Origin of the sequence: Pedobacter gandavensis (genome assembly GCF_014172405.1) — a bacterium.
Taxonomy (GTDB): Bacteria; Bacteroidota; Bacteroidia; order Sphingobacteriales; family Sphingobacteriaceae; genus Pedobacter; species Pedobacter gandavensis.
In genome coordinates, this window is sequence record NZ_WNXC01000011.1 from 81,202 (window position 1) to 102,876 (window position 21,675).

Annotated in this window: 21 protein-coding genes and 2 tRNA genes; 11 read left to right on the top strand and 12 right to left on the bottom strand. The window is 36.8% G+C overall.

Annotation, left to right across the window (positions count from 1 at the left end; all coding sequences use genetic code 11):
- Window positions 1-2: 2 nt before the first annotated feature.
- The 5 genes from GM920_RS22610 to GM920_RS22630 form a co-directional block, all read right to left on the bottom strand.
- The gene (locus GM920_RS22610) at window positions 3-1,034 is read right to left on the bottom strand and encodes a hypothetical protein (RefSeq protein WP_182961672.1); all 1,032 of its coding nucleotides are present in this window, start codon (window positions 1,032-1,034) and stop codon (window positions 3-5) included.
- 218 nt (window positions 1,035-1,252) lie between these two features.
- Window positions 1,253-2,263: a hypothetical protein gene (locus tag GM920_RS22615; RefSeq protein ID WP_182961673.1), complete on the bottom strand. Its 1,011-nt coding sequence runs from the start codon at window positions 2,261-2,263 to the stop codon at window positions 1,253-1,255.
- Between the two features lie 567 nt (window positions 2,264-2,830).
- Window positions 2,831-3,010 (bottom strand): hypothetical protein, encoded by a 180-nt coding sequence (locus GM920_RS22620; protein WP_182961674.1) that lies wholly within the window; start codon window positions 3,008-3,010, stop codon window positions 2,831-2,833.
- A 1-nt stretch (window position 3,011) separates the two neighbouring features.
- Window positions 3,012-3,386 carry a hypothetical protein gene (locus GM920_RS22625; RefSeq protein ID WP_182961675.1) on the bottom strand — a complete coding sequence of 125 codons (375 nt, stop codon included), beginning with the start codon at window positions 3,384-3,386 and terminating at the stop codon, window positions 3,012-3,014.
- A 3-nt stretch (window positions 3,387-3,389) separates the two neighbouring features.
- Window positions 3,390-3,902: a hypothetical protein gene (locus tag GM920_RS22630; protein ID WP_182961676.1), complete on the bottom strand. Its 513-nt coding sequence runs from the start codon at window positions 3,900-3,902 to the stop codon at window positions 3,390-3,392.
- Window positions 3,903-3,986: 84 nt separating this feature from the next.
- Here GM920_RS22630 and GM920_RS22635 point away from each other — a divergent pair, with 84 nt between their 5' ends.
- Window positions 3,987-4,256, top strand: a complete 270-nt coding sequence (locus GM920_RS22635; RefSeq protein ID WP_317171594.1) for a helix-turn-helix domain-containing protein — start codon at window positions 3,987-3,989, stop codon at window positions 4,254-4,256.
- Here the strand turns inward: GM920_RS22635 and GM920_RS22640 are convergent.
- Window positions 4,253-4,786: a hypothetical protein gene (locus tag GM920_RS22640; protein ID WP_182961677.1), complete on the bottom strand. Its 534-nt coding sequence runs from the start codon at window positions 4,784-4,786 to the stop codon at window positions 4,253-4,255. The genes GM920_RS22635 and GM920_RS22640 overlap by 4 nt on opposite strands.
- A 567-nt stretch (window positions 4,787-5,353) precedes the next feature.
- Between GM920_RS22640 and GM920_RS22645 the strand changes: the two genes are divergently transcribed.
- The gene (locus GM920_RS22645) at window positions 5,354-5,971 is read left to right on the top strand and encodes a helix-turn-helix domain-containing protein (RefSeq protein WP_182961678.1); all 618 of its coding nucleotides are present in this window, start codon (window positions 5,354-5,356) and stop codon (window positions 5,969-5,971) included.
- Window positions 5,972-6,039: 68 nt separating this feature from the next.
- Here GM920_RS22645 and GM920_RS22650 read toward each other — a convergent pair whose 3' ends face one another.
- From GM920_RS22650 to GM920_RS22675, 6 genes are all read right to left on the bottom strand, one after another.
- Window positions 6,040-7,938 carry a hypothetical protein gene (locus tag GM920_RS22650; RefSeq protein WP_182961679.1) on the bottom strand — a complete coding sequence of 633 codons (1,899 nt, stop codon included), beginning with the start codon at window positions 7,936-7,938 and terminating at the stop codon, window positions 6,040-6,042.
- A gap of 40 nt (window positions 7,939-7,978) precedes the next feature.
- Window positions 7,979-8,473: a hypothetical protein gene (locus GM920_RS22655; RefSeq protein ID WP_182961680.1), complete on the bottom strand. Its 495-nt coding sequence runs from the start codon at window positions 8,471-8,473 to the stop codon at window positions 7,979-7,981.
- Window positions 8,474-8,616: 143 nt separating this feature from the next.
- Window positions 8,617-9,459, bottom strand: a complete 843-nt coding sequence (locus GM920_RS22660; RefSeq protein WP_182961681.1) for a hypothetical protein — start codon at window positions 9,457-9,459, stop codon at window positions 8,617-8,619.
- 43 nt (window positions 9,460-9,502) lie between these two features.
- Window positions 9,503-10,717, bottom strand: coding sequence for a site-specific integrase (locus GM920_RS22665; RefSeq protein WP_182961682.1), 1,215 nt, complete (start codon window positions 10,715-10,717; stop codon window positions 9,503-9,505).
- Window positions 10,718-10,845: 128 nt separating this feature from the next.
- Window positions 10,846-10,928: transfer RNA gene (locus tag GM920_RS22670), tRNA-Tyr, on the bottom strand.
- Between the two features lie 91 nt (window positions 10,929-11,019).
- Window positions 11,020-11,093, bottom strand: a tRNA-Ala gene (locus GM920_RS22675).
- A 482-nt stretch (window positions 11,094-11,575) separates the two neighbouring features.
- Here GM920_RS22675 and GM920_RS22680 point away from each other — a divergent pair.
- The 9 genes from GM920_RS22680 (at window position 11,576) to GM920_RS22720 (ending at window position 21,664) form a co-directional block, all read left to right on the top strand.
- Window positions 11,576-12,268, top strand: a complete 693-nt coding sequence (locus GM920_RS22680) for an FISUMP domain-containing protein (protein ID WP_182961683.1) — start codon at window positions 11,576-11,578, stop codon at window positions 12,266-12,268.
- A gap of 227 nt (window positions 12,269-12,495) precedes the next feature.
- Complete coding sequence (locus GM920_RS22685) at window positions 12,496-12,801, top strand: hypothetical protein (RefSeq protein ID WP_182961684.1); 306 nt, start codon at window positions 12,496-12,498, stop codon at window positions 12,799-12,801.
- A 61-nt stretch (window positions 12,802-12,862) separates the two neighbouring features.
- On the top strand, window positions 12,863-13,075 hold the full coding sequence (locus GM920_RS22690) for a hypothetical protein (RefSeq protein ID WP_182961685.1): 213 nt from the start codon (window positions 12,863-12,865) through the stop codon (window positions 13,073-13,075).
- A gap of 877 nt (window positions 13,076-13,952) precedes the next feature.
- Complete coding sequence (locus GM920_RS22695) at window positions 13,953-14,393, top strand: hypothetical protein (RefSeq protein ID WP_182961686.1); 441 nt, start codon at window positions 13,953-13,955, stop codon at window positions 14,391-14,393.
- A complete protein-coding gene (locus GM920_RS22700) occupies window positions 14,394-14,909 on the top strand; it encodes a hypothetical protein (RefSeq protein WP_182961687.1) in 516 nt (171 codons plus the stop codon).
- The gene (locus tag GM920_RS22705) at window positions 14,893-15,516 is read left to right on the top strand and encodes a hypothetical protein (RefSeq protein ID WP_182961688.1); all 624 of its coding nucleotides are present in this window, start codon (window positions 14,893-14,895) and stop codon (window positions 15,514-15,516) included. Before GM920_RS22700 ends, GM920_RS22705 begins: the two co-directional genes overlap by 17 nt.
- A gap of 97 nt (window positions 15,517-15,613) precedes the next feature.
- A complete protein-coding gene (locus GM920_RS22710) occupies window positions 15,614-16,489 on the top strand; it encodes an AraC family transcriptional regulator (RefSeq protein ID WP_235964617.1) in 876 nt (291 codons plus the stop codon).
- 511 nt (window positions 16,490-17,000) lie between these two features.
- Window positions 17,001-20,018 (top strand): SusC/RagA family TonB-linked outer membrane protein, encoded by a 3,018-nt coding sequence (locus GM920_RS22715; RefSeq protein ID WP_182961689.1) that lies wholly within the window; start codon window positions 17,001-17,003, stop codon window positions 20,016-20,018.
- Window positions 20,019-20,038: 20 nt separating this feature from the next.
- Window positions 20,039-21,664 carry a RagB/SusD family nutrient uptake outer membrane protein gene (locus tag GM920_RS22720; RefSeq protein WP_182961690.1) on the top strand — a complete coding sequence of 542 codons (1,626 nt, stop codon included), beginning with the start codon at window positions 20,039-20,041 and terminating at the stop codon, window positions 21,662-21,664.
- Window positions 21,665-21,675: the final 11 nt, after the last annotated feature.

Here is a 21,675-nt window from a genome sequence, read left to right on the forward strand (position 1 = left end):
ACTTAATCTACTTGAGATAAAACATCTACTAATTCTAATCTCTGATAGTTTCTTAAAGTACCCCAATTTTTAACATAATAATTTATCAAGGTTCTTCTCATTCTTCCGACTTTGATCTTTGAATAATTGAAAGACTTAAAAGCTTCTTCAAATAATTCTATTGCGGCTTTAAAGGATTCAGAGTCCTCGTTGTTTAACAGCGGATAATTTATTTTTATTCCGACACAAAATCCAATCAAATTATTAACATTCTTAAACCATTTAAAATTAGATGGATCTTCCGAAAACCGATTGATTAGGTTAATTATATCAACAAATTCAATTTCGTCATCAGTGACGTTCGAATCTAAAATTTTATCGGCAATTAGTTCGTCCAGCTTTTCTTCAATAATTTTTTGGTTTTCAATGTTTGTTGAATTAGCCAAAAATGCTAGGTAGCCTTTAACAAAGTCAGCCTTATTAAAGGCTATTTTAACTCTTTTTTGTTTGTATTTTTTTTCATTAAGTACTGGTATATCCGAACTTTCTATCTCGAATTCAAACATATTGGTTGTTAGAATTTCAATCTGGTGTCTCGCAGACATGGGTTTTTGGCCATTGTTTAATGTTATCATTCTATATAATAAGTTGTCCATAGATGAACAGATTACTATATTTAAGAATAAAATTGCATCGATATTGAGTTCTGGAGAATTGTTAAAAGTTCTACTTAAAGTATTTAACCTTTGAATCCCATCCAGTATAAAACCTTCATCTATATTCTTTAGAAGAAAAACTCTCATTTCCTCTAAATCTTGAATTTCAATTCCCTTAGGATCGATGAAAGCAAGGGTTAGAGCGGGCATGATGCAACCTTTAACGAGGTCTTTTTCGAGTCTGTTGTAGAATTTACTATCCTGTATATTTCTTTGGATTTCTAGCCTGGAAATTAGGGGAACCAATTGTTCAATAGCAAATTTGTAATTTGTAGATGCTGTTATGTATCTACTTTTTATCACATTGTCAAAATCGATTGAATATATGTTTAAACTCATAATATATTGTATAGGTAATAAATATAGACCTTTCTTTTGTTTCAAGACTTAAACTTCCATATTTTGTACTTAAAATATGTTTATTTGTCAAGTTTTTTAGCCTAGATTGTAAGATTTCTCTAAATCAGGCTATTTAAAAGTGAAATCTATCTGTCTTTTTCACGGGGACATCACAGAGGTAATCCGAAGGGTAGTTGGTTTTCTAGATTAGAATTAATTTATGATACTAATATATCTTTTAATTTATCTAGATTCTCAATATTAATTTCCAAATCTTGGATTTTAATATCACCATTAATGTAAAGCCCTAATGACAGAAATAAGTGACCTAAGTAGTAAATGTAATTTGAAGCCTTTAACGAATCCAAGTTTTTATATTCACTATTTAGTCTTTGAACAACATTTCCATGTATACTACTATTTCTAATGGAATAAAGTACAGTCCTAAATGCGAAATTAATTAATTCTTCGTCATTAATATTCAATGTAAATGACTGATTATTCGCTGAATTTGAAACAATTACAGTCTTATTGATAAGTAGTTCCTGGAGTTTTTCAGACAAGCTATGCGGAATACTTTTAGACTTAGCAGAGTCGGAAATTCCCAGGTCTACTCTTCCATTAATAATAGTAGGATTACATACTGCTACATAAGCATTACCATAGGTATCAATTATAGATTGATGAATCTGCGGATATTGCCTTTGAAATCCCTTATAGCTGTTACTGATAAGGAAGGCTGGAATTCCACTTTTTTGACTAGCATAACCTTTCAGAATATGATTAGTGATGAATTTAAGTGTTTTGTTAGGGATTAATTTTATATACTCATGAACAAGAGTTATTATCGTGAAATTTGACCCAATTAATTCATCTTTCATGCTAAAAATGTTATCAACTAGGTTTAAAATTGCAAGATTCTCTTCTAAACGTTTATGGTTATTAGTCGCTATTTTTTTTCTTATAAAAGCAGAATTGTAAGTATTATTTATTGCTGACCACAGATGAGTAAATGCCATATCTGGTCTTTCAGGGAGACAATAATATGAGTCGATTAAACTTGATAAAACAATAGTTGGAATAGAATTATGGGAAATCCATAAACTGTCCTCCCAGTTACTACTATAAATTGGCTTGATAGAGTGGTCGATTCTTCTTATGTCGGAATAAAGCGATTTTATGTGTTCTTCTCTTGTATAATTCTTTAATAGGTCAATTGATGCTTGCATGTACGATTGTTAATTTCCACGAATATAACTTTTTTGTGTAAAAGCCCATTCCTTAATGCTCACCTGCTGCGCGAACTGAGAAATTGTGTCAAAGGAGAAGTACGCAGTACGTCTTTGACTATGTCTTGACACGAGCAACTGATGGGATATTTGTATCAAATATCGTGACAGTTGTAAAGCAAATTTCGATTGCGTAAGGTGAGCTGCACTAGGAATGCGATTAGCTTTATCTAGGATGCAGCGAAGCAAATCCTAGATAAAGATAGAGAGAGTATTCACGGAGAAACCGATGCTCAATATAAAAACCATGACAAAGCGAAGCTATGGCGTGTGTTTTTTGAGAGCAGAGCTTTTCGGAGTACCTTATTTCCTAGCACTAGCTTTGATAACACCACAGGCTTTCTGATAGAACGAATTGTCTGCAAGGTCTTTTGTAGATGCGCGCTGAACCTATAATCCCCCCAGAAACAAAGACCAATCCTTACCTTACCCTCTTGTAAGCCGCTAAGAGAGTGAGGTAAGGAATTGGGATGAATGAATAATTCTTAAACAAATAAGACCTTCTTTTTAATCTTCAAAAGGGTCTACATCAATATGCAACAAAACCAGAATTACCCGAATCACCCAAAAGGCTACGAATGCGGCAAGTAGGAAATAGAACAGATGCAGGAAAGTTTCATTTGGCATCAATTGCCAAGCAATAATCAATGAGACTACAGCAATAATAATGTTAGCTACCCATTTCATATTAGAATCGTTTAGCGGTGAAGGTATTCTTTAAAGATTCACCACCACTAATTGTTGAATATGAGAATTTGAGTGAACTAATAACTCCGAAGGTCTTATAAAACACTACAGAATAAGTTTCTGGACGAGAGCCAGTAAATGAATACGAGTAATTGTTATCTGAAACCTTCTTTAAGGCTATAGGATTATTCTTTTCTTTGGGAGTGATGGTTACTGTATTATCGTTGAATACCACTTTAAGATCCTTATTAAGCGCGCTTTTGTTTAGATCTTGGTAGCGGCGTTCTTGATTGGTCTCTATCTTGGTAATTTTAAAAGTCTGTGAAAATCCTTGAATACTAGCAAAGACGAACAGTGTTAGGAGGAAGCTCTTCATGTTTTATAATTTAATGTGCATTAATATCTCATAGTGTTCTACTGGTAATCCATCTTCATAAAACTTCTTAAGATTAGCTGGATAAGTTGTGATAATGGTAGTCAATGACTCAGATTCATATACCACTGAATTTGCACCACCTTCTGTAAGACGGTTGACCACCTTAGCTGTTTTATTTAACCAAGTTTTATATTCATTGAATTGGCTACTGTAAGGAAATGCGAACTTTAGCCTTATAGGGTACTTTGGGTCTGTATCCTTATAGATTCTTAGATATCCCACGGTACTAGATTCGTATTGATATTTCCATGTCAAAGCTAATTTGGATCCATTCTTGGCTGCTTTCAGATCAGACCAATTACTAGATAACTTTTTAAGCTTACTGTCCATTTCTTCAATTCGATCGTAGGAAGCATCGGCATATAGCCCGATTAAGTCAGTGTAAGGTATTCTTTGAGCAAAGGAAACCTTACAGATAAGCAATAGAACTACTAGAGCGGTAATTTTAGATTTCATCTTTGATATTTATTAGCTTATAAAATTAAGTAAATTCTTAGTATTACTAAGTAGAGACTGCGATTTAAATCTATTGTTTTGGCTGTGGTCAAAACTGTCGCTAAATCGGAGATCGAAATGTTTGTAATCAATAAGGCGAGAGCCTTACGGGAGGCTGCAAATATGACCCAATCTGAATTAGCTTTCAGGTTAGGTGTATCGAATGGTTTTATTGGTCAGGTAGAAAGTAATAGATCTCCAACTAAGTATAGTATGAACCATATAGACTTGATGGCGAAGCTGTTTAACTGTTCTCCTAAGGATTTCTTCCCTGAGAATCCTGTAAATAAAGGCTCTAGTGAGCCCTTATTCTAAGATGGCACTTTCTCTTCTGCCGTTACTATAATGTAATCCTTCGGATCTGATAGCAGTCTATTGAGGAAGAAGATCTGTATATCAGTGGCAGAATGATCTATCCTGACTGAGTTTTCAATGTTTATATCAGTTGCGGTGATATTGGTGTTATTAAATACGATGCGAAGCATTCTGTTGAAGATCTTATGACCAAACCTTGTTAAGGCTTCCTCGTCATAAGAAACGTAAATCATGTAGTAATTAAAACGATTACGAGTTAGGGTAATGTCCCAGAAATAGCTGATAAACTCGTTAATGAGGTTGGTTTCCTTACCGGAATTTGTGTGGTCAATTGTTACGTGCATTCTATATCGTAAAGTATCAAATGCGGTTAGAAGCTCTTTACAGCCTTTAATAATGTTCTTGTAAGCCTGTTCTACGGCTTCATTTCTTAGTTCGAGGTTCTGTGCTAACAGAATTTCCTCAGTTGGTGCGATTACTGTCATTTCTTTGGTGGTTTTAAGTGGTTTAACTGCGTTTTTCTTGGTCATAGTGATTCGTAGCCTCTTATTTAGAGGGTGCTTTTAATGTTGGTTAACGGATTATTTATAGTGGTTTACTTGTGAGCTATTTAAAATTCAAGGCTGTTACAGTTGAATTAATCGTAAAATGATATTCCTAAATGAAATCTTGGTCTCTTGGCCTAAAGGATGAATGGTAGGGAAAGCGACTTTTATCGGGACAACGTACGGGGATGTTGTGTTTAGACGATCAGAGGAGAGCGCACATATATAATATATAAAAATAAAATTTTGATCTGTCGTTAAACAAATAATGCCAAGCTAATAAGCCTGGCATTATGATTATAACTCCATTTTAAAATGAAGCAGTTTTTCCTGTGGTACACACTAACAATAAAGTATATAATCATTCCTGTTTCATCTGTTAAAAAAGGACGGAAACTTGGGTTATTGTTAGGCTGCACGGTAGGAAAAAAGGGTCAAATTTCGTATCTTTGTATAACATAAAAAGAGAAGTTCTCTCTACTAAGATCATTCAATAATCCTTCCTGGATTCACTCAGATACGCCATGTTATAATGATTATGAAATAAAAATAATGTCCAATAAACCAAGAGCGTTCATTGTAAAACCGCTATTCACCAATTTCCACAACACCAAATTAAAATATCTAGATGTCCTAACCTTTGTAGCAATAAGGTCATTCAATAATAAAAGTAACAATGATTGTTACCCATCTCAACAAACTATTGCTTCTTTATCCGGTCTAAGCGAACGTTTCGTCACAAAGTCCATTGCAAGACTTGAGGAAGAAAAGCATTTGTATGTTTATAGATCTGGGCGATATACCGCACCTAATAAATCGGAATCAAATAGGTACACATTTCCACATTGTGATCAATTTGACCAAGTACCCTATGAATTATTTAAAACAAAAGATCTAACCGTATATGAAAGAGCTATGTTGCTTTTAATTAAGCAATTCAATGTTTCACCTGTTGATGTTTATGGTACCATCAATGATTTCTCAGATATTTTAGGGCTTACATATAGTACGATTTCAACCCAGTACAAATCGTTATGCTTAAAAGGTTACCTTGATGGCTCTAGACTTAAAAAGAAGCGAACCCAGTTGTTAAAGATCGATTGGGCATTTCCCGAGTATTTAAAAATCAATAAGATTCAGAAGCCTATCATCCATCTAACCATCACCTAAATATGGGGGGGGATTTATGTAAATCCCTTATTATTATTAAATAATAAAGGAAAATCTCCCCCTGCTATCTACACTTTCTCAAGGATTCTAAGGTCATTTGACAGCCTATGTTTAGGTTCATATAATATGTAGTAAGTTTGATATTTCCTCTTGGGATCGGGCTTCTTTGGCTCTATAAACGTACCTTTAAAGTATCTTAATATATCCACTGCTTTGGCTTTATGATTCGTTTCATAATCCCTTTCGTAAGCATATTTATCGTAGATTTCTTGTAAGGAACGTTTAAGATCATCAGAATAGATTCTGGTATTTAAAACGAACTTTATTAAAATTTCATCCACCATATTGGCGTAAGCCACTGTTCTTTTACCAATGGTTAACTCAAAGTATAGTTTCCTCATTTTAGATAAGTTAAACCTGATGTCTGTTAAATGGTCAAATCCACATAAATAGTACAGTTCAACTGTTAAGGCATCCATTTCCTTTAAATCTTCAATGGTCTTATGATAATCGGCATCTAAGGGTTTATTGTTTTTAATATAATCAGTCTCCAGATTGTGTAAAGCCATTCCAACAGACATTCTTCTCTCTTTACCGCTGCTCCGTTTTATTTTTATATGATCTTCATCGCTAATTGGATGTTTAACATCTCTGTGAATTACTTTGAAAAAGTTAGATTGCCTGTATGATTCTTTAAGTGCTTCAATTGATGTGTATTTGTTTTCAACTAGCTTTTTATGTCGGTAAGCATCCTGAATATAACTGTTTAATGTATAGTTCTCAAAAACGATATTTAATAAGTTCTTATCTGTTATGGCTCCGATAACATCTTGAACAACATTGTTCTTAAAATCAAGATCTACCTCCTTTAAGCGATCAATAATCGTTATATCTAATTCCATATCGGCAATAATTTGGATTGGACTGCGCGGTTCACGATTAATGAATAACTTAGTTATATGCGTAATAGATGAAATCCCTGCCCTTAATCGGCCCCAAATCTGAATAGCTTCTGTCTCAGGATCGATAATAGAATGCTTAACCCACGGAATATTAGTTAGCATAATTACGTGTGGTTTTGTGCCATCGGTGTACAACATATCAACGGCTGAAAAAAAGCGACTGGTAAAGAAGTTGTATTTAGCATATTGCTGATCTTCAACAGAGTACTGGATATTGCTGATCTTTTGATGTTTAAAGAACTTATCGTCTAAGTCTTTTGCACAAAACACCTTGTAGTCTGTTTGAACTTCCTTGATTTGCGTTGCATATAAAATGGATTCTTTGCAGTTGGAGTATATAAAGACGGGCTTACCATCATCATAAAGCCTTAATTGGTTTCTTAATGAGGTCTTCAGGTTGTTCGTCGTTATTAGTTTTAGATCTTCTTGATAATCAAAATCTGGTTTGAATATGAGAAGTTTAAATCCATGTTCCTCGAAACGTGTATCACTAGGTATTAATGGTGTTGCCGAAATCAAAGCCTTCTCATCAAATAGAAAGAACTCATCCAGTGGAACCAACAGCTTAGGTCTGAATATTGCTTGTTGAACAATCTTCTCGCATTCATCATAAAGTAAGAAGTAATTTTTACGATAATTCCTGTCAACGATCCTTAAGACACTAATCATTCGCTCGAAGGCTTCTGGGGTTGTCATTAGCTTTTTGTCACTTACACAATCATGTATTAAATAATCATGTATATCCTTGTTGCTCGTCGCTTCATTTATGATGCAAAGCTTGCTTTTAAACTCCTCCTTCTTCACCTCCATAACCGAAATAAAAGGTTCAATAATTATAGAATTTCTTGTGGTTTTTATCTCTAAGGTTGTTGCACCTAAATTTGGTCTAACTTTATCAATAATATAGCCTGAGGGTATTCGTCCATTGAATCCTTCATTAATTAGGATCTTATCAAACTTCAGTTTCTTGTCTACTTCTTTTATATATATGGTTTCTGTTTTCATGATGTTATTTTAGTGCCCGATTCCGGGCATTATGTTATTATTAAAAAGTAGGTTTACTATTTAGTATGGCATTTATTTTATCGTTGTCCGTTACCTTAACATAGGAATCACCTTCTTCCATATCGCAGACGGTTAAATCTCGTTGCGATGATTTAGGTCTAGGAAGTGACCAACAAACCTTTATATAAGTGAATAGTCTATTGTTCCATTCCTCCTCATAAACTTCTACCTTTTGCACTTTAATAATTCTACCAAGAAGAAGTTGTGGAGATTCTTCCTTTGGGCCTCGAGAATGGTAATAGAATAAAGGATTAAGTTTAACGCTCACAGTACAATGAGTAGTTTCCTGCGTAGCCCCTAAAGGTTTCCAATCAGCCCTCACAAGCATTACAACGCTTTCAGCATAGATCGTTAGGTTATGTATTTCTGTTATTTTATAATAACCATCACAAAAGGGATGTTTAACGCCTCGTTCTTTTAATTCATTTAGTTTTGTTAGGTAATTTGATAGCTGTTCTTCAGTTGTTAAGTTCATAACTCAATTCGTATTATATAATAAATCAAGTTTGGCCAAACTTATCAAGGGTACTTCCCTTTGACATTTCAAAAGTGCGAACAAAAGAAAGCCCCATCGGATGACCGATGAGGCTATAAAAATGAAAGTTGGTAACCCTATAATTACGGGTTACTCTTAATGTGCTTCTTGTATCGGTGAATCACCTTCTTTAAGTATGCTGTCTTTTCCGTGGTTGGGTAGGTTGGAACTTTGAACTCAGTAGTGACCCCGTAATCTTGGCTGTCTTCCTCTTCCACCAAAAGGAATACTCCCCATAGGTAAATGAAGTCAAATATAAAGAGGTATTGCTTGCGTGACAATTGACCTTCCATGTGTAAATTCATGTAATCAACAATATCGATCACTATTTCCGGTATAAAATAATGGGTGGCGTACTTGATGATGTAATCGTTTTCCTTTACAAGATCATTTACAACTGCTAGGGGCGGTATATCATCGTATGGGGTTAACAGTTCTTTTAAAGAATGAGGGTATTTCTGCTTAAATAGCTGATAAACACCTTTAACAACAAAATCTGTGTTATGCAGTCTTACTGGTGGTTTACTTTTAAATTCTGGGGATATTACTTCAATGTACCGGTTATTTAGTTGTTTATTTACAGCTTCATCAGTTTTACACATCTTTTTAATCTCCTCTGTTTGCTGAAGATAGCCTTGCAGGAAGTGTAATGGTTCATCGCATTCTAATGCATCAGTTTTCTGTTCAGTTATAATTTCAAGCAACTGGTAATGCTGACCTATTATATAAAGGAAGTAATCAAGGTGTTCATGATCTACATTATAAGAAGTCAGCAGGTTTTTAAGTGATGTAAGCAGTGCTTCTTGATGCTCCTCTGGTATGATTACAGTGGCATATTTATCAAGGAAGGTAGGTGCTACACTTTTCAGCTTCTTGTACTTCTCTACTTTGGTGAGATCGATGTTAATTGGTAGTAATTCGGACATTTAAGATTAAACCGGAATGATTGGCACTCCGGTTTAAAGATATCTAACAGTTTACTGATTTTGCAACTTTTTCATTAGTATCATCGATTACTTCCTGATCGAATGTATCTAAATATACTGCCGTCGTCTTGTTACCATATTCATGACCCAAGCATTCAGCGATGATTTCAATACTAAAGCCTAATTTCTTGCAAATGGTAGCCCATGAGTGCCTTGAAGTGTAGGTGGTGATGGTTTCATTGGTTTCTATCAATTCAGCCATCCGCTTTAAGTATTTATTAGCTAATCGTGTTCTGTCTTTTATAAGCCTCAATCTTATTTCCTCTGAATCAACCTTACGGTTAATAATAGGGAGCAGATAGTTCTGAGAACGTTTAGAGCTGTACAAGTCAATTATCTTCTGAGCTTGTGGAAGGACTCTAATATCATAAACCTTCCCAGTCTTTTGTCGTTTATAGTGTATCCTGCCATTCTTAATGTTATTAGTCTGTAGTAAGGCTAGATCAACAAATGATATTCCCATTAGGTAGAATGACATCATAAACCAGTTACGAGCATGCCATATTGTTGAACCTTCAGGAAGATCCAATTCGATTATAGCCGTTATTAATGTCTTATCAATTGCTCGCTTCTTCGTTCGTTCAGCTTTCAGTTTAATATCATGGAAAGGATAGAGATTTCTATCAACAACTTTGAGTTTGATGGCCTTATTATAGAAGGCTCGTAACGTTCTAATATAAAAGAATGCTGTGTTGTGTTTTACATCTCTTCTCAGCAGGAACTTGTTGTAATTATCAAGGAATTCGAAGTCAATCTGTTCAAAGGTCAATGATTCATCTGGATGAAATCTCTTTAAAGCGTTGATCGCTGATTCATATACCCATGCGTTCCCGATTTTATTATCCGTTCTTAATTCACTGATTAGGTCACTTACAAATGAGAATACGGTTGGAATGGGCTTCTTCTCTATTAATTGGATGGGTTTAGGACTTAAGTATTCAACGATCTTTGCATTATCGGCTAGTAGTAATTCTGATTGTAAGTCAGCAAAGCTCTTTAGAAGTAGCCTATTCAGTGTATTGGCATTTGGATGGTTGCTTTTTATTGCTTTCTTCTGGATATCCCATTGGTTCTCTTTTAAATAGATCTTTGATGATCTGGTGAAAGATTTGTTCAAGTGATAGATTCTAAAGTTAAGAGGGTAGGTTTCTTCCTTTGTGATTCTTCTTTTATCTAAGAAGACTTTAATAGTTACCATAACGTGTTTGGTTATGGTTAGATACCAATCATGTGCACGATTATGTGCACGGTAATGTGCACGATTTGATCTGCTCAAAACCAAAAAAACCTTCCAGTTTTCACTGAAAGGTTTTAATCTTATTGGAGTGGGGGGAGAAGGATTCGAACCTTCGAAGTCTTGCGACAACAGAGTTACAGTCTGTCCCATTTGGCCACTCTGGTATCCCCCCATTTTGTCTTTCTATCAAATAAACGAAATCGCTTATCAAAAGAACCGACTAAGTATTACTAAAACTTCAAATCCTTGAAGTCTTTTTAGAGTGGAGAATAGCGGAGTCGAACCGCTGACCTCTTGCCTGCCAGGCAAGCGCTCTAGCCAGCTGAGCTAATCCCCCTCGTGGCTTGTGGGTGGCAAAAATAGCAATTAGTTCGTGTAAAGCAAATAAAAACATACAATGGGCTAAAAAACAGTGGATTATTTTTTTATGCTACGGTAAAGCTTAAGGAATGTGTGTTAAAACCATTTATTAAACTTCAAGTTATTAACGTGGATTCCATGGTTAACCTGTGAAATTCCTGTGAAAAACCTGTGAAAACACATGGAATCTAACCATAACAATCACGTTGTGGTAACAATTAAACTGAACCTATACAAAAAAAAGGTCAAAAAAGATGGCGGTATAACAATGATGATCAATATTATATAAATCAAACCGCCGATTATGGCTTCCCGTAACGAAAGAAATTGAGATATAGATATGTTTGGAAGTCCCCTTATTGTTTTAAATAATCGTGCGATTAGTGGGCACTCGATACAAGAACCAAAACACGTAAACAGATGAAAAAAGCTTTATTAATACTCTCAGCGGTAAGTCTATTGACAATCGCATCATGTTCTAAAAGTAATAATGAACCAGAACAGTTCAAAAATGAAATCACTATTAATGGTGCGGTCTACCCAACAGTTGCCATTGGAACTAGAACATGGACAACCGTAAATTACAATGGTAATGGTGGTGTGAATTATAATGACGGTGCTAATGACCCTACCTTCGGTAAACTTTATTCTTTCCAAGAGGTCAAAGCAATCACAGGTTTGCCTATTGGATGGAGAGTTCCAACGGAAGCAGATGTAAAAGTACTAATGGCTACAGTTGGAACTAAACTTGATGGTGCTGATCTTTATACAGATGCTACTGCATCTCAGAAATTTATGTCAAAGGCTGGATGGTCTAATGCTTTACTGACTGGTAATAACTCAACCGGATTAAATCTTGTATCAACAGGAGATTGCTTTGTAAGCAGTGCAACCATTAAGAATTATAGTGGTAAGGGAATTATGGCTTCCTTCTGGACTTCAACTACTATTAAATCTCCAGTTGGTATCAATAATGGCGTAATCACTTATTCTTATGACCCATTGTTATTTGAAGTTTCAACTAATAGTTATGATGACCATGATGAACCAGCTGGGTTACGTGGAGCTATTTACGATACTACAGCCTCTTTTGACGGTATCACAGCTTTCCCTGCGGAGAAACGTTCGATTAGGTTTGTTCGAGACAACTAATACCGCAGTCATCCTGCAGATTGCCTCAGTTTATATGTTACCTTCAATTGGCGTGCAGGGAGCATGTACCATGGATTTATAACCTTATATGATGTTCTTTTTAATTTCACCCTGATGATTAGCAAGTCCTGTTTCGATGGAACATATAAGTTGTTTTTGTACAAACTTCTATCATTAGTGAATTAATATATTTAATAAATAAATTATTAATCTATACTGTAATATTGATGGTAATTCATGGCTGCAATAGCCAGCCTAAAGAAACACCTCAAGATCGTCTACAAAAACAGCTTTGGGAGCAAGAACAAGCTAGGAAAACAGAGCAACGAAATGAAGAAGCGCAGCTAAGGGCTCAATCCCAGAAAATTCTAAGTGAATTACCTGCTTATCAAGAGATGAAGAAAAGGGAAGAGGAGGAAAAGGCTAGAGTTGAAGCTGAGAGGATGCAAAGTTCGTCTTCAAGCTATAGTGAACTGGAGGATAGAGTGGCAGAACTGGAAGAAGAAAACGAGAAACTAAAGTCAAAAGAATAGTAATTAAATTAAAACCTCCCCCCTTTACATGTTGTCTATTAACAACGCTCTAATCAATCTAATGTCGAAAAAACCTGCAAACCCAAATACCGCATACGGCCGTAAAAGACTTCGTGAAGAACATCAGCAGTGGCGTAACAATACAACTCCAGAAGAGAGAGCAAATTACGATGCAACTAGCACAATAATTTGGATTGTTGTCGTATCGCTATGTTTATTAATAGCATTCTTGGTTGGAGGAACTGATGGCGTATTAAAATGGTTAACACACTAAAGTTTTGCTCTAATGAGGCAGCTGTAGAGGATTCCTGGCAGGAAGTACTCGAACCATCTTATTATCGGTGGAGTGGTTCTTTTAATAGTCGGATTCGAGTCTTCTAGGGCTTAAGACCTTTCTTTTTAATTATTAGCTCAGACCGCAGAAGTTCCGTTAGGAAATATGAGTTTAGAATAAAGATTGTTGAAGGAAGCTATCATGCTGTAGACTCATGTGAGCAGAGTTATGAAATTGCAACTTATAGGGCTATGGCAGATTTAATTGATTTTCAATTGTAGATTTTCTTGTGTTGCATCAGCTGATAATTTTTCTGTTGCATCATGTTTCGCAATCAACATGGTTTACATTATAAATGAATACTCCTGTCACCAGCGGTAAGCAGTAAGAACCTATCAGGAAGATATTGCCTTTGCTCCAGAAATTTGTGAGGTCAGGTAGGGATATTAGAATAAAAATAGTGATGCAACATAGTAGGCATACTAATAAAAACGTCACTTTCAACAACCAAATTGGTGTTTCTTTCTTTACTAAGCGCCTATAACATAACCAAAGAAATAGGAAGCAAGGAATAGAAAAACAACCTCCAATGATTACAGACACGAAATAGAATTGAAGAAAGTCTGTGGAGAAGATGAAATCAATAATACTAGAAAGTGTATGCTTAAATCTAAAGACCAGGAGTATCGGGCCAAGGAGTACACTGGTTAACCATATCTTAAAAGGATATTTCATTCTGTGGAGCGCATGTTAGGTAGGTAATTTACAAATAATATTTTTTGCAGACAGGTTGTTTTGTCTTTAATGAGGAAGTGAATCCATCTCCATTTTACGGTTTCCAGTAAGAAAAGGATTTGAGGTATGGATATTTTTGAGCATGAAATTTAAAACACTTCTACTGATGATGCCGATGTTCATCACGACGCTCTTCATGAGCGCTTGTAAAAAAAATGACGCTGATGCCAGTCCTGATAAAGGCCCGATCAAGGTCAGGTATGAAATCACCTCTACACTTCCATTTAGCATTGATCCGGATGATATCCTCTTAAGCTCAATTGCCTACACCAATCCTACGTATAATGTGGAAGTAGTTTCTGACTTATCGGGTAAGCATTGGAGTAAAGAGTTTCTCATTCAGGATGTCAAAAAAGATTATCCGATTGCTGTTTACGGAACAGTTGTGTTAAAAGGAACATCAGGGTACGTGAATACTAAGATTTACATAAATGGGGTTTTAAAGTCTGAAACCAACCAAGGCGTACAAAAAATAACAGAAGAAATATCGACTGCATTGGTAAATGCGACACATACTTTTTAAATGATCATCGCGATTTTATTATTCTTGTGCATCTCCACTAAGGCCCATCGGATTTTAAGTCTCGATGTTAAACATGGGTTTAATAAGTTTGACCTTGGATCAAGGATAAGCAGCATCAAAAACAGAACCTCCATAAATAGGATCCATAATGAGCATCCAAAATTGGAAAGTTATGTAGTAAATTACCCCGCCAACTATAAACTATTTGGATATACTCCCCGCAAAATTGTATTAGATTTCTACAATGGATTATTGACTCAGATATCGGTCAGCATGCCGAGAAATGAATCTTTAAAAGAAAGCCAATTGATCAATGCCAGAATTCTCAACGGATTAGGAAAGCTTTATGGAGATTGGGAAGAGCTCATGCCTTCAGAGGATAAGATGATTACAAAAAGTATCATTAGAAAGAGAACGGCATTGTTTTTTAAAAGCTATCCGGAATCTGCAACAAAAGGAGATACGTTTACTTATGTCAGTATTCCGCTTTCTAAACTCCTTGAAATCAAATCCTGATATGCCTACTCCAATTTATCCAATCGTCATTATTGTTGCGGTTATCATCTATTATATCTTCAACAAAAAAGAACCAATGCCCTTGCAGGAAGAAAAACTTGAGCCAAGAAGAATTTTATGCCCCTATATGGAGGAAACAAAAGAGCAGTTTATATTAAGGTGTTACAATTTTGCAAGGGATTTCTTTGCAGAAAAAGAGATTTGCTACCATCATTCCAGTGATTTAAGTTCTTTTGTGTCTTCCTTCGAGGATAAGGATAACGCGATGTATAATGTTTCCGTTGAAATTTTCTTCTCTAATGGTGATAAAGTAATCATGTTTCATACTAAAATCATTGATGTTGCAATTCCTGATGATAAATTATGGGAAGTTGGAGAGTTGATCAACAGGTTAAATGAGAAGCTGTTAGTGAATACTTTAAACCTGAGTTATGAACACAGATCGATTGACAGTACCGTATTCTATATGGTAGGTGACCATCCATTGATTGAAGATTACTTTGAGTTTTATTATAAAACTATTGTTCGATCCAGAAATATGAAGACCGCATTTATCCGGATCATACAAGACCATGAAAATCCAGCACTCGTTGCCTTAGAATGGTGATTTTTTCTCCTAAAATACCTGCTTTTTATAAGATTGACTATGATAATGCCCGAAAATAATTAGCTTAGAATCAGCTAACCAAATAGAGCATAAAAGAATGATGATATCAGATATATACAGGGAAAAATCTCCGCTGTCGGAGAAAGACTGTTTTGTAGTTTTCGATCGCACCAAATCATCATTTACTTTCCCGGTACACGTACACCCGGAGTATGAATTGAATTTTGTAGAAGGTGCAGCTGGTGCCCAGCGTATTGTTGGTGACTCGATTGAAACCATAGGGGATAAAGACCTCGTATTTATCGCCAATCCGGAATTAAAACACGCCTGGAAAGACGGAGATTGTTCAGCCACAGATATTCATGAAATCACCCTTCAGTTTCACCCTTCTTTAATCGAACAATGTTTAGATAAAAAACAGTTTCAAAGTATTCAGGAATTATTTTCCCGCGCGGCCAAAGGGGTCATTTTTGGTGCAAATACAATTGAACGAATTCTCCCTCTTTTGAGAATCATTACCATGGAAAAAGATGGTTTCTATTCGGTGATGAAGTTATTTATCCTATTGTATGAATTATCAAAAGGAGAGGATGTGCGAGAGCTTTCCAGTGCTTCATCACCAGAGATGACCACGAATGAAATTATGCTCAATAAATTACATCGGTATATTTCAGGTAACATCTCCAAGATGATTTGCGTATCTGATGCCGCTGCGGCGCTCAATATGAGCAGATCCACCTTTGCACGTTTCATAAAAAGTAATACAGAAAAGAATTTTACCGATTACTTGTTCGACTTTAGAATAAATATGGCCATGCAAAAGTTAAAGAAATCTATGCCAATCGCAGAAGTCGTTGCCCATTGTGGATTTAATAGTATCTCCTATTTCTATCGGGTATTTAAAAAGGCGAAAGGTATCACTCCTGCGGAGTTCCGCGATAGCCACAAACAACAACAGCAACTGATCATTTAAGCCGGGCACATTTTTATTCTTCCTGTTTTGTAACTGCCATAGCCTTTGGTATTTAAAACGCCTTGATTTGCAAGATTCAAGGCGTTTTTTGTGCAATAGTCTGGAGTAAGCGCAGAAAAAAGAGCCCATTGTTCAAGTCTATTGAGCGTATTGTACAATTGCGAGTCGGGTGTTTCTGTTGTAATTGGCTTATATATAGATGTTTGTGTGTTTTTTGTGTGCTGAAGGAAATTATGCTAAAGCCAGTCTATTATCGAAAGGACAAGAACGATTTGGCTTTAATTCACTCTTTTTAGCCCTATTTTCTCTAATTCCCGCCTAAATAAAGAACGAAAAGTCCAATTCAAATGAGCAGATTATGCAATTTCTCAATTTCGTTTTCGGCTAACTTTATCCTATAAACCAAATCAATATAAACTGTATGAGATAGCGAAGCTTATCACACGCTTGCCGAAAGGTAATGGAGTGATGTCCCGGCTTTGTTCCTTAATAAACCAAATAAAAACCAAATATGAAAAGAATTGTACTAATGCTATTCCTTGCAACCTTAAGCCTGTGTTCATGGGCCCAGCAAGTGATGACTGTGAAAGGCACAGTCAAAGACAAGGGCAATAACCCCTTGTCTGGTGTTTCCGTTGTGATCAAGGGCTCGCCCGGTGGCACAATGACCAATACCGATGGGAATTTCAGCATCGAGGTCGCCAAAGGTAAGGTGCTTCAGTTTTCTTATGTAGGGATGCAGAAATCCGAAGTTACTGTTGGAAATTCAACAACGATTCAAGTGGTCTTGGCTGATGATGACCAATTAAATGAGGTTGTGGTCATCGGTTATGGTACCGCCAAAAGAAAAGACCTGACCAGTGCCATCGCTTCAATCACCGGAAAAGAAATGCAGGTTGATGTGGCAAAAAGTACCAGTGGTGCTTTGCAAGGCCGTGTTGCCGGTGTCACTGTTAGCACTACAAGTGGTCAACCAGGTACTGGTCTGAGTATTAATATTCGTGGTTTGAGCTCATTGGGCTCTAACACTCCTTTATATGTAATTGATGGGGTTTATGGGGATATCAATATGGTAGATCCTTCGGATGTGGCTTCTCTGGAAATCCTAAAGGATGCTGCTGCGGCTGCCATTTACGGTTCTCGTGCCGCTAATGGAGTAGTTTTAATCACCACAAAAGGGGGTAAGAAAAATACAGCAGCTACAATCAGTGTTAGTGCCTATACTGGTGTTCAAAAGATTGCCAAAACACTAGGTGTATTGGATGCGCAACAATGGAAAGGTATCATGAAACAGAGTGGTTATTTACCAGCTGATGCGATAGATTTTGAAGGTCCAGGTACCAATTGGCAGGAAGAAGCTTACCGTACTGCACCAATTACCAAGACAAATGTAGGCGTTGTTGGCGGTTCAGAAACAAGTACATATAATGTGTCTGCCGGTTACATCAATCAGAAAGGTATTTTAATCCGTTCAGGATATGAAGCCTATAACGTGCGTACAAAGAACACTTTCTCTTTCTTTAAAAATCATCTCCGCATGGGTAATACTTTCTTATTAACCACATCCGAGAAACAAGAGAATCATTTAACCATCACTGACCTACTACGTCAAAACCCGATGGTTTCTGTTTATGATGCGAATCAATTGGGTGGTTACGGAGCTATCCGCCCATGGATGAAAAATATGGACAACCCAGTTGGATACTCCAATCTATACGATAAAAGGCACTATAGAACGGACATCTTGCTGAATGCTTATGCGGAATTAGACTTGGGTATTGAAGGTCTGAAATACAAACTTAACTACGGTTTCAACAGAAATAATGGACGTAATTATGATTTCAATGCACCTTTTAATTTCGGTTCTGGTGCCAATCAATCCAGATTGGATGAATCAGCTGCTTTTAACAACCAATGGTTAATTGAACATACCTTAAATTTTGACCGTGCCTTTGGGAAACATACCATATCGGCATTGGCAGGTTATTCTTCTCAGGAAAATACAAGCCGCGGTTTCGGTGCTGGTCGTATGGACATTCCTTTCGGAACAACTACTGTCGGCGCAGGTTCTACTACGCAACAGTCTACTTCAGGATCAGTAGGAGAAAATGCGTTGGTTTCTCTTTTCTCCCGGGTGATGTATAACTATGATTCAAGATACCTGTTCATGGCTTCAGTTCGTAGAGACGGTTCTTCACGCTTTAAATCCGGATATCGTTATGGGGTGTTTCCTTCCGTTTCCCTGGGATGGAATATCATGAATGAGAACTTTTTCGGTGATTTAAAGAACACCATTAATGAATTAAAAGTCCGTTGGAGTTATGGAAAACTGGGTAACCAGGAGATTGGCAACTATAGTACTCAGAATATTGTGAGTAGCGGTATCAATTATGTTCAAGGCGGACAATGGTGGATGGGTAGCATTACCGGAAACAGCTGGGTTTCGCCAAGAGATTTAACTTGGGAAGAGTCCAAAACGAGCAACTTCGGTTTAGATGGTAGCTTCTTCAATGGAAAATTATCATTTACCGCAGAATACTATGTTCGCGAAACAGACAATATATTGTTAAACATTGCGATGCCAGGTTCTACTGGGGTCGATGGCTCAAGAACGATGAATGCTGGGGTCATTTCCAATAAAGGTTTTGAGTTTTTGCTAAACCATAGAAATAAGGTTGGGGAGGTTACTTACAATGTGGGCCTAAATCTATCAAGTGTAAAGAATAAGGTTAAAAAGATTACTGTAGGTAATACACAAGAGTTTGGAGGTTACAACCCACAAGGAGAAGGTACGGTTACCTGGGCAAAAGTAGGAGATCCAATTGGTGCATTCTATGTGATCAAAACTAATGGATTATTCCAGTCTGATGCAGAAGCTCAAGCTTATAAAACTCCAGGCGGACAAGTGATTCAGCCAAAGGCGAAAGCGGGTGATGTTCGTTTTATTGACTTTAATGGTGACGGAAAAATTTCAGATGATGACCGCCAGTATTCAGGTAGTCCATTCCCTGATTTGAGCTACGGAATCCGTGGTAATGTGGCCTATAAAGGTTTTGACTTAGGTATTTTCTTTGATGGCTTACACGGAAATAAAATCTATAATTATACCCGTGCCCGTATGGAATCTATGAATGAGTTTACCAATTTCGGTTCGACTGTATTGAATGCCTGGACTCCAGAAAACACCAATACAAATATGCCTCGCTTTACCCAACAAGATGAGAACGAGAATAGACGTCGTGTGAGTGACCGTTGGTTAGAAAATGGTTCATTCTTCCGCCTAAAAACAGTAGAACTCGGTTATACTTTCAATAATAAATTAGTCAACAAAATCAATGTTAGAGATTTAAGAGTGTTTACCTCGGTAGACAATGTATTCGTTGCCACGAAATACAAAGGTTATTCGCCAGATCTTGGTCAGAATGATGATCAGAATGGTGGTGGCGGTGGCGTCATGTCGAGAGGAACTGACCACGGTCGTTTCCCTTCTTCAAGAACCTTCATCTTAGGCCTTCAATTAAGTTTCTAACCATTAAAAAAAAACGAAGTATGAAAACGAATATATGGAAGCAACTGTCTCTGGTTGCAATAATGACGATAACTTTAGGAGGATGTAAAAAGTCCTTTCTGGACCGGGTGAATCCAAATCAGGCTGTAGAAGAAACTTTCTGGGTTTCGGAAGCGAGTGCGCAATCTGCAATGGCCACTGTTTATTCTCCTATCCGCGGACAAATGTATGGCTACTACGGTGGGTACACAGGCTGGCATACGATGAATCGTGCCGATGATGTTTGGTTTATTTTAGGGGAAGAGATTTTAAACTGGGAGCCTGCTACTTATGCGAATACACCCAATACTGCAGAAAGTGATTTTGGCAGGTTGTATAAGACAATTAATCGTGCCAATGTGTTCTTGAGTAATGTGAAAAAGGTACCGATGAGCCAGGCGAAAAAGGATGAACTTTCTGCTGAAGCCAGTTTCTTAAGGGGATTCTCTTATTTTCTTTTGGCAACTAATTTCGGTGATGTTCCATTGCGTTTGATTTCTCCTACTGAAGATCCAAATGAAACGATGAAAGCCTCTGCTCCAGAGGATTTGATTTGGAAACAAATAGAAGCAGATTTCAAAGTGGCCAAAGAATTTTTGCCAATTACTCGCCCTGCATCTGAATCTGGAAGGGTAACTAAAGGTGCCGCAATTGCTTATTTAGGTAAATCATACAATTATAGAAAGATGTATACAGAGGCAGAAGCAGAACTGAGCATCATTATGAAAGCGCCTTATAGCTATGATCTGACCACTAAATTTGAAGATAATTTTACCGAAAACACAGAGTTAAACAAAGAGTCTGTTTTTGAGCTCGTTTATGATGGGAGTTTTGGAAGTGGCTCATGGGGTTCGGAAAGTGCAACAAGTACTCAGGGATTTGTAATTCCCAATTTTGCAGGCGCACAAGGTACTGGAGGTTGGTTCAAATGGATGCCAACGGCATCTATTGTAGCGGATTTCATCCAAGAGCAAAGACCAGCAGGTTCTGATACCAAATTTGATAAAAGAATGTACACCAGTTTCTTCTGGAAACACTCGGATTTTGAAACTACTATACCAGATGGCGCTTGGTTTGGCAACATGACTTTTGATCAGATTTGGGAGGCTTCGGCTACTAAACGATTAAGAGGTGAACCGGATTACCCAATCATTAACGGGAAAAAAGGTCGCTTCCTAATCAAGAAGTTTACCAATTTTTATAAGAATGAGGCCGATGCAAATAGTATGTACAATCAGAAAAATCAAAATAATAACCTGCGTGTGATGCGCTTTTCAGAAGTACTCTTATTGCATGCAGAAGCCGCAATCAAGACAGGTAAAACTGGGGACGCCGCCAATGATTTAAAGCGTATCCGTGACCGTGCCGGTTTGGCGAATAAAACCTGGACTGGACCGGATGATTTATGGAAAGAAGTCATTCATCAGAATGAATTGGAATTCTTCTTTGAAGGTCACCGTTTCTTCGACCTGAAACGTTTCTACAGTTTTTCGGAAATGAAACAAATATTGGTAGATAATAAAAAGCAAGGTGCAGTGAACTTCCAGGCGAAACATTTCTACTTGCCAATTCCACAGAATGAATTGAATACCAATACCGCTATTCAGCAACATCCACTATGGAGGTAATGATTTCGAAA

Bases quoted from the DNA above. Each gene is read 5' to 3' on its own strand.
- GM920_RS22610 (WP_182961672.1), bottom strand. From the start codon at position 1,034: ATGAGTTTAAACATATATTCAATCGATTTTGACAATGTGATAAAAAGT.
- GM920_RS22615 (WP_182961673.1), bottom strand. From the start codon at position 2,263: ATGCAAGCATCAATTGACCTATTAAAGAATTATACAAGAGAAGAACAC.
- GM920_RS22620 (WP_182961674.1), bottom strand. From the start codon at position 3,010: ATGAAATGGGTAGCTAACATTATTATTGCTGTAGTCTCATTGATTATT.
- GM920_RS22625 (WP_182961675.1), bottom strand. From the start codon at position 3,386: ATGAAGAGCTTCCTCCTAACACTGTTCGTCTTTGCTAGTATTCAAGGA.
- GM920_RS22630 (WP_182961676.1), bottom strand. From the start codon at position 3,902: ATGAAATCTAAAATTACCGCTCTAGTAGTTCTATTGCTTATCTGTAAG.
- GM920_RS22640 (WP_182961677.1), bottom strand. From the start codon at position 4,786: ATGACCAAGAAAAACGCAGTTAAACCACTTAAAACCACCAAAGAAATG.
- GM920_RS22645 (WP_182961678.1), top strand. From the start codon at position 5,354: ATGTCCAATAAACCAAGAGCGTTCATTGTAAAACCGCTATTCACCAAT.
- GM920_RS22650 (WP_182961679.1), bottom strand. From the start codon at position 7,938: ATGAAAACAGAAACCATATATATAAAAGAAGTAGACAAGAAACTGAAG.
- GM920_RS22655 (WP_182961680.1), bottom strand. From the start codon at position 8,473: ATGAACTTAACAACTGAAGAACAGCTATCAAATTACCTAACAAAACTA.
- GM920_RS22660 (WP_182961681.1), bottom strand. From the start codon at position 9,459: ATGTCCGAATTACTACCAATTAACATCGATCTCACCAAAGTAGAGAAG.
- GM920_RS22665 (WP_182961682.1), bottom strand. From the start codon at position 10,717: ATGGTAACTATTAAAGTCTTCTTAGATAAAAGAAGAATCACAAAGGAA.
- GM920_RS22685 (WP_182961684.1), top strand. From the start codon at position 12,496: ATGGTAATTCATGGCTGCAATAGCCAGCCTAAAGAAACACCTCAAGAT.
- GM920_RS22690 (WP_182961685.1), top strand. From the start codon at position 12,863: ATGTCGAAAAAACCTGCAAACCCAAATACCGCATACGGCCGTAAAAGA.
- GM920_RS22695 (WP_182961686.1), top strand. From the start codon at position 13,953: ATGAAATTTAAAACACTTCTACTGATGATGCCGATGTTCATCACGACG.
- GM920_RS22700 (WP_182961687.1), top strand. From the start codon at position 14,394: ATGATCATCGCGATTTTATTATTCTTGTGCATCTCCACTAAGGCCCAT.
- GM920_RS22710 (WP_235964617.1), top strand. From the start codon at position 15,614: ATGATGATATCAGATATATACAGGGAAAAATCTCCGCTGTCGGAGAAA.
- GM920_RS22715 (WP_182961689.1), top strand. From the start codon at position 17,001: ATGAAAAGAATTGTACTAATGCTATTCCTTGCAACCTTAAGCCTGTGT.
- GM920_RS22720 (WP_182961690.1), top strand. From the start codon at position 20,039: ATGAAAACGAATATATGGAAGCAACTGTCTCTGGTTGCAATAATGACG.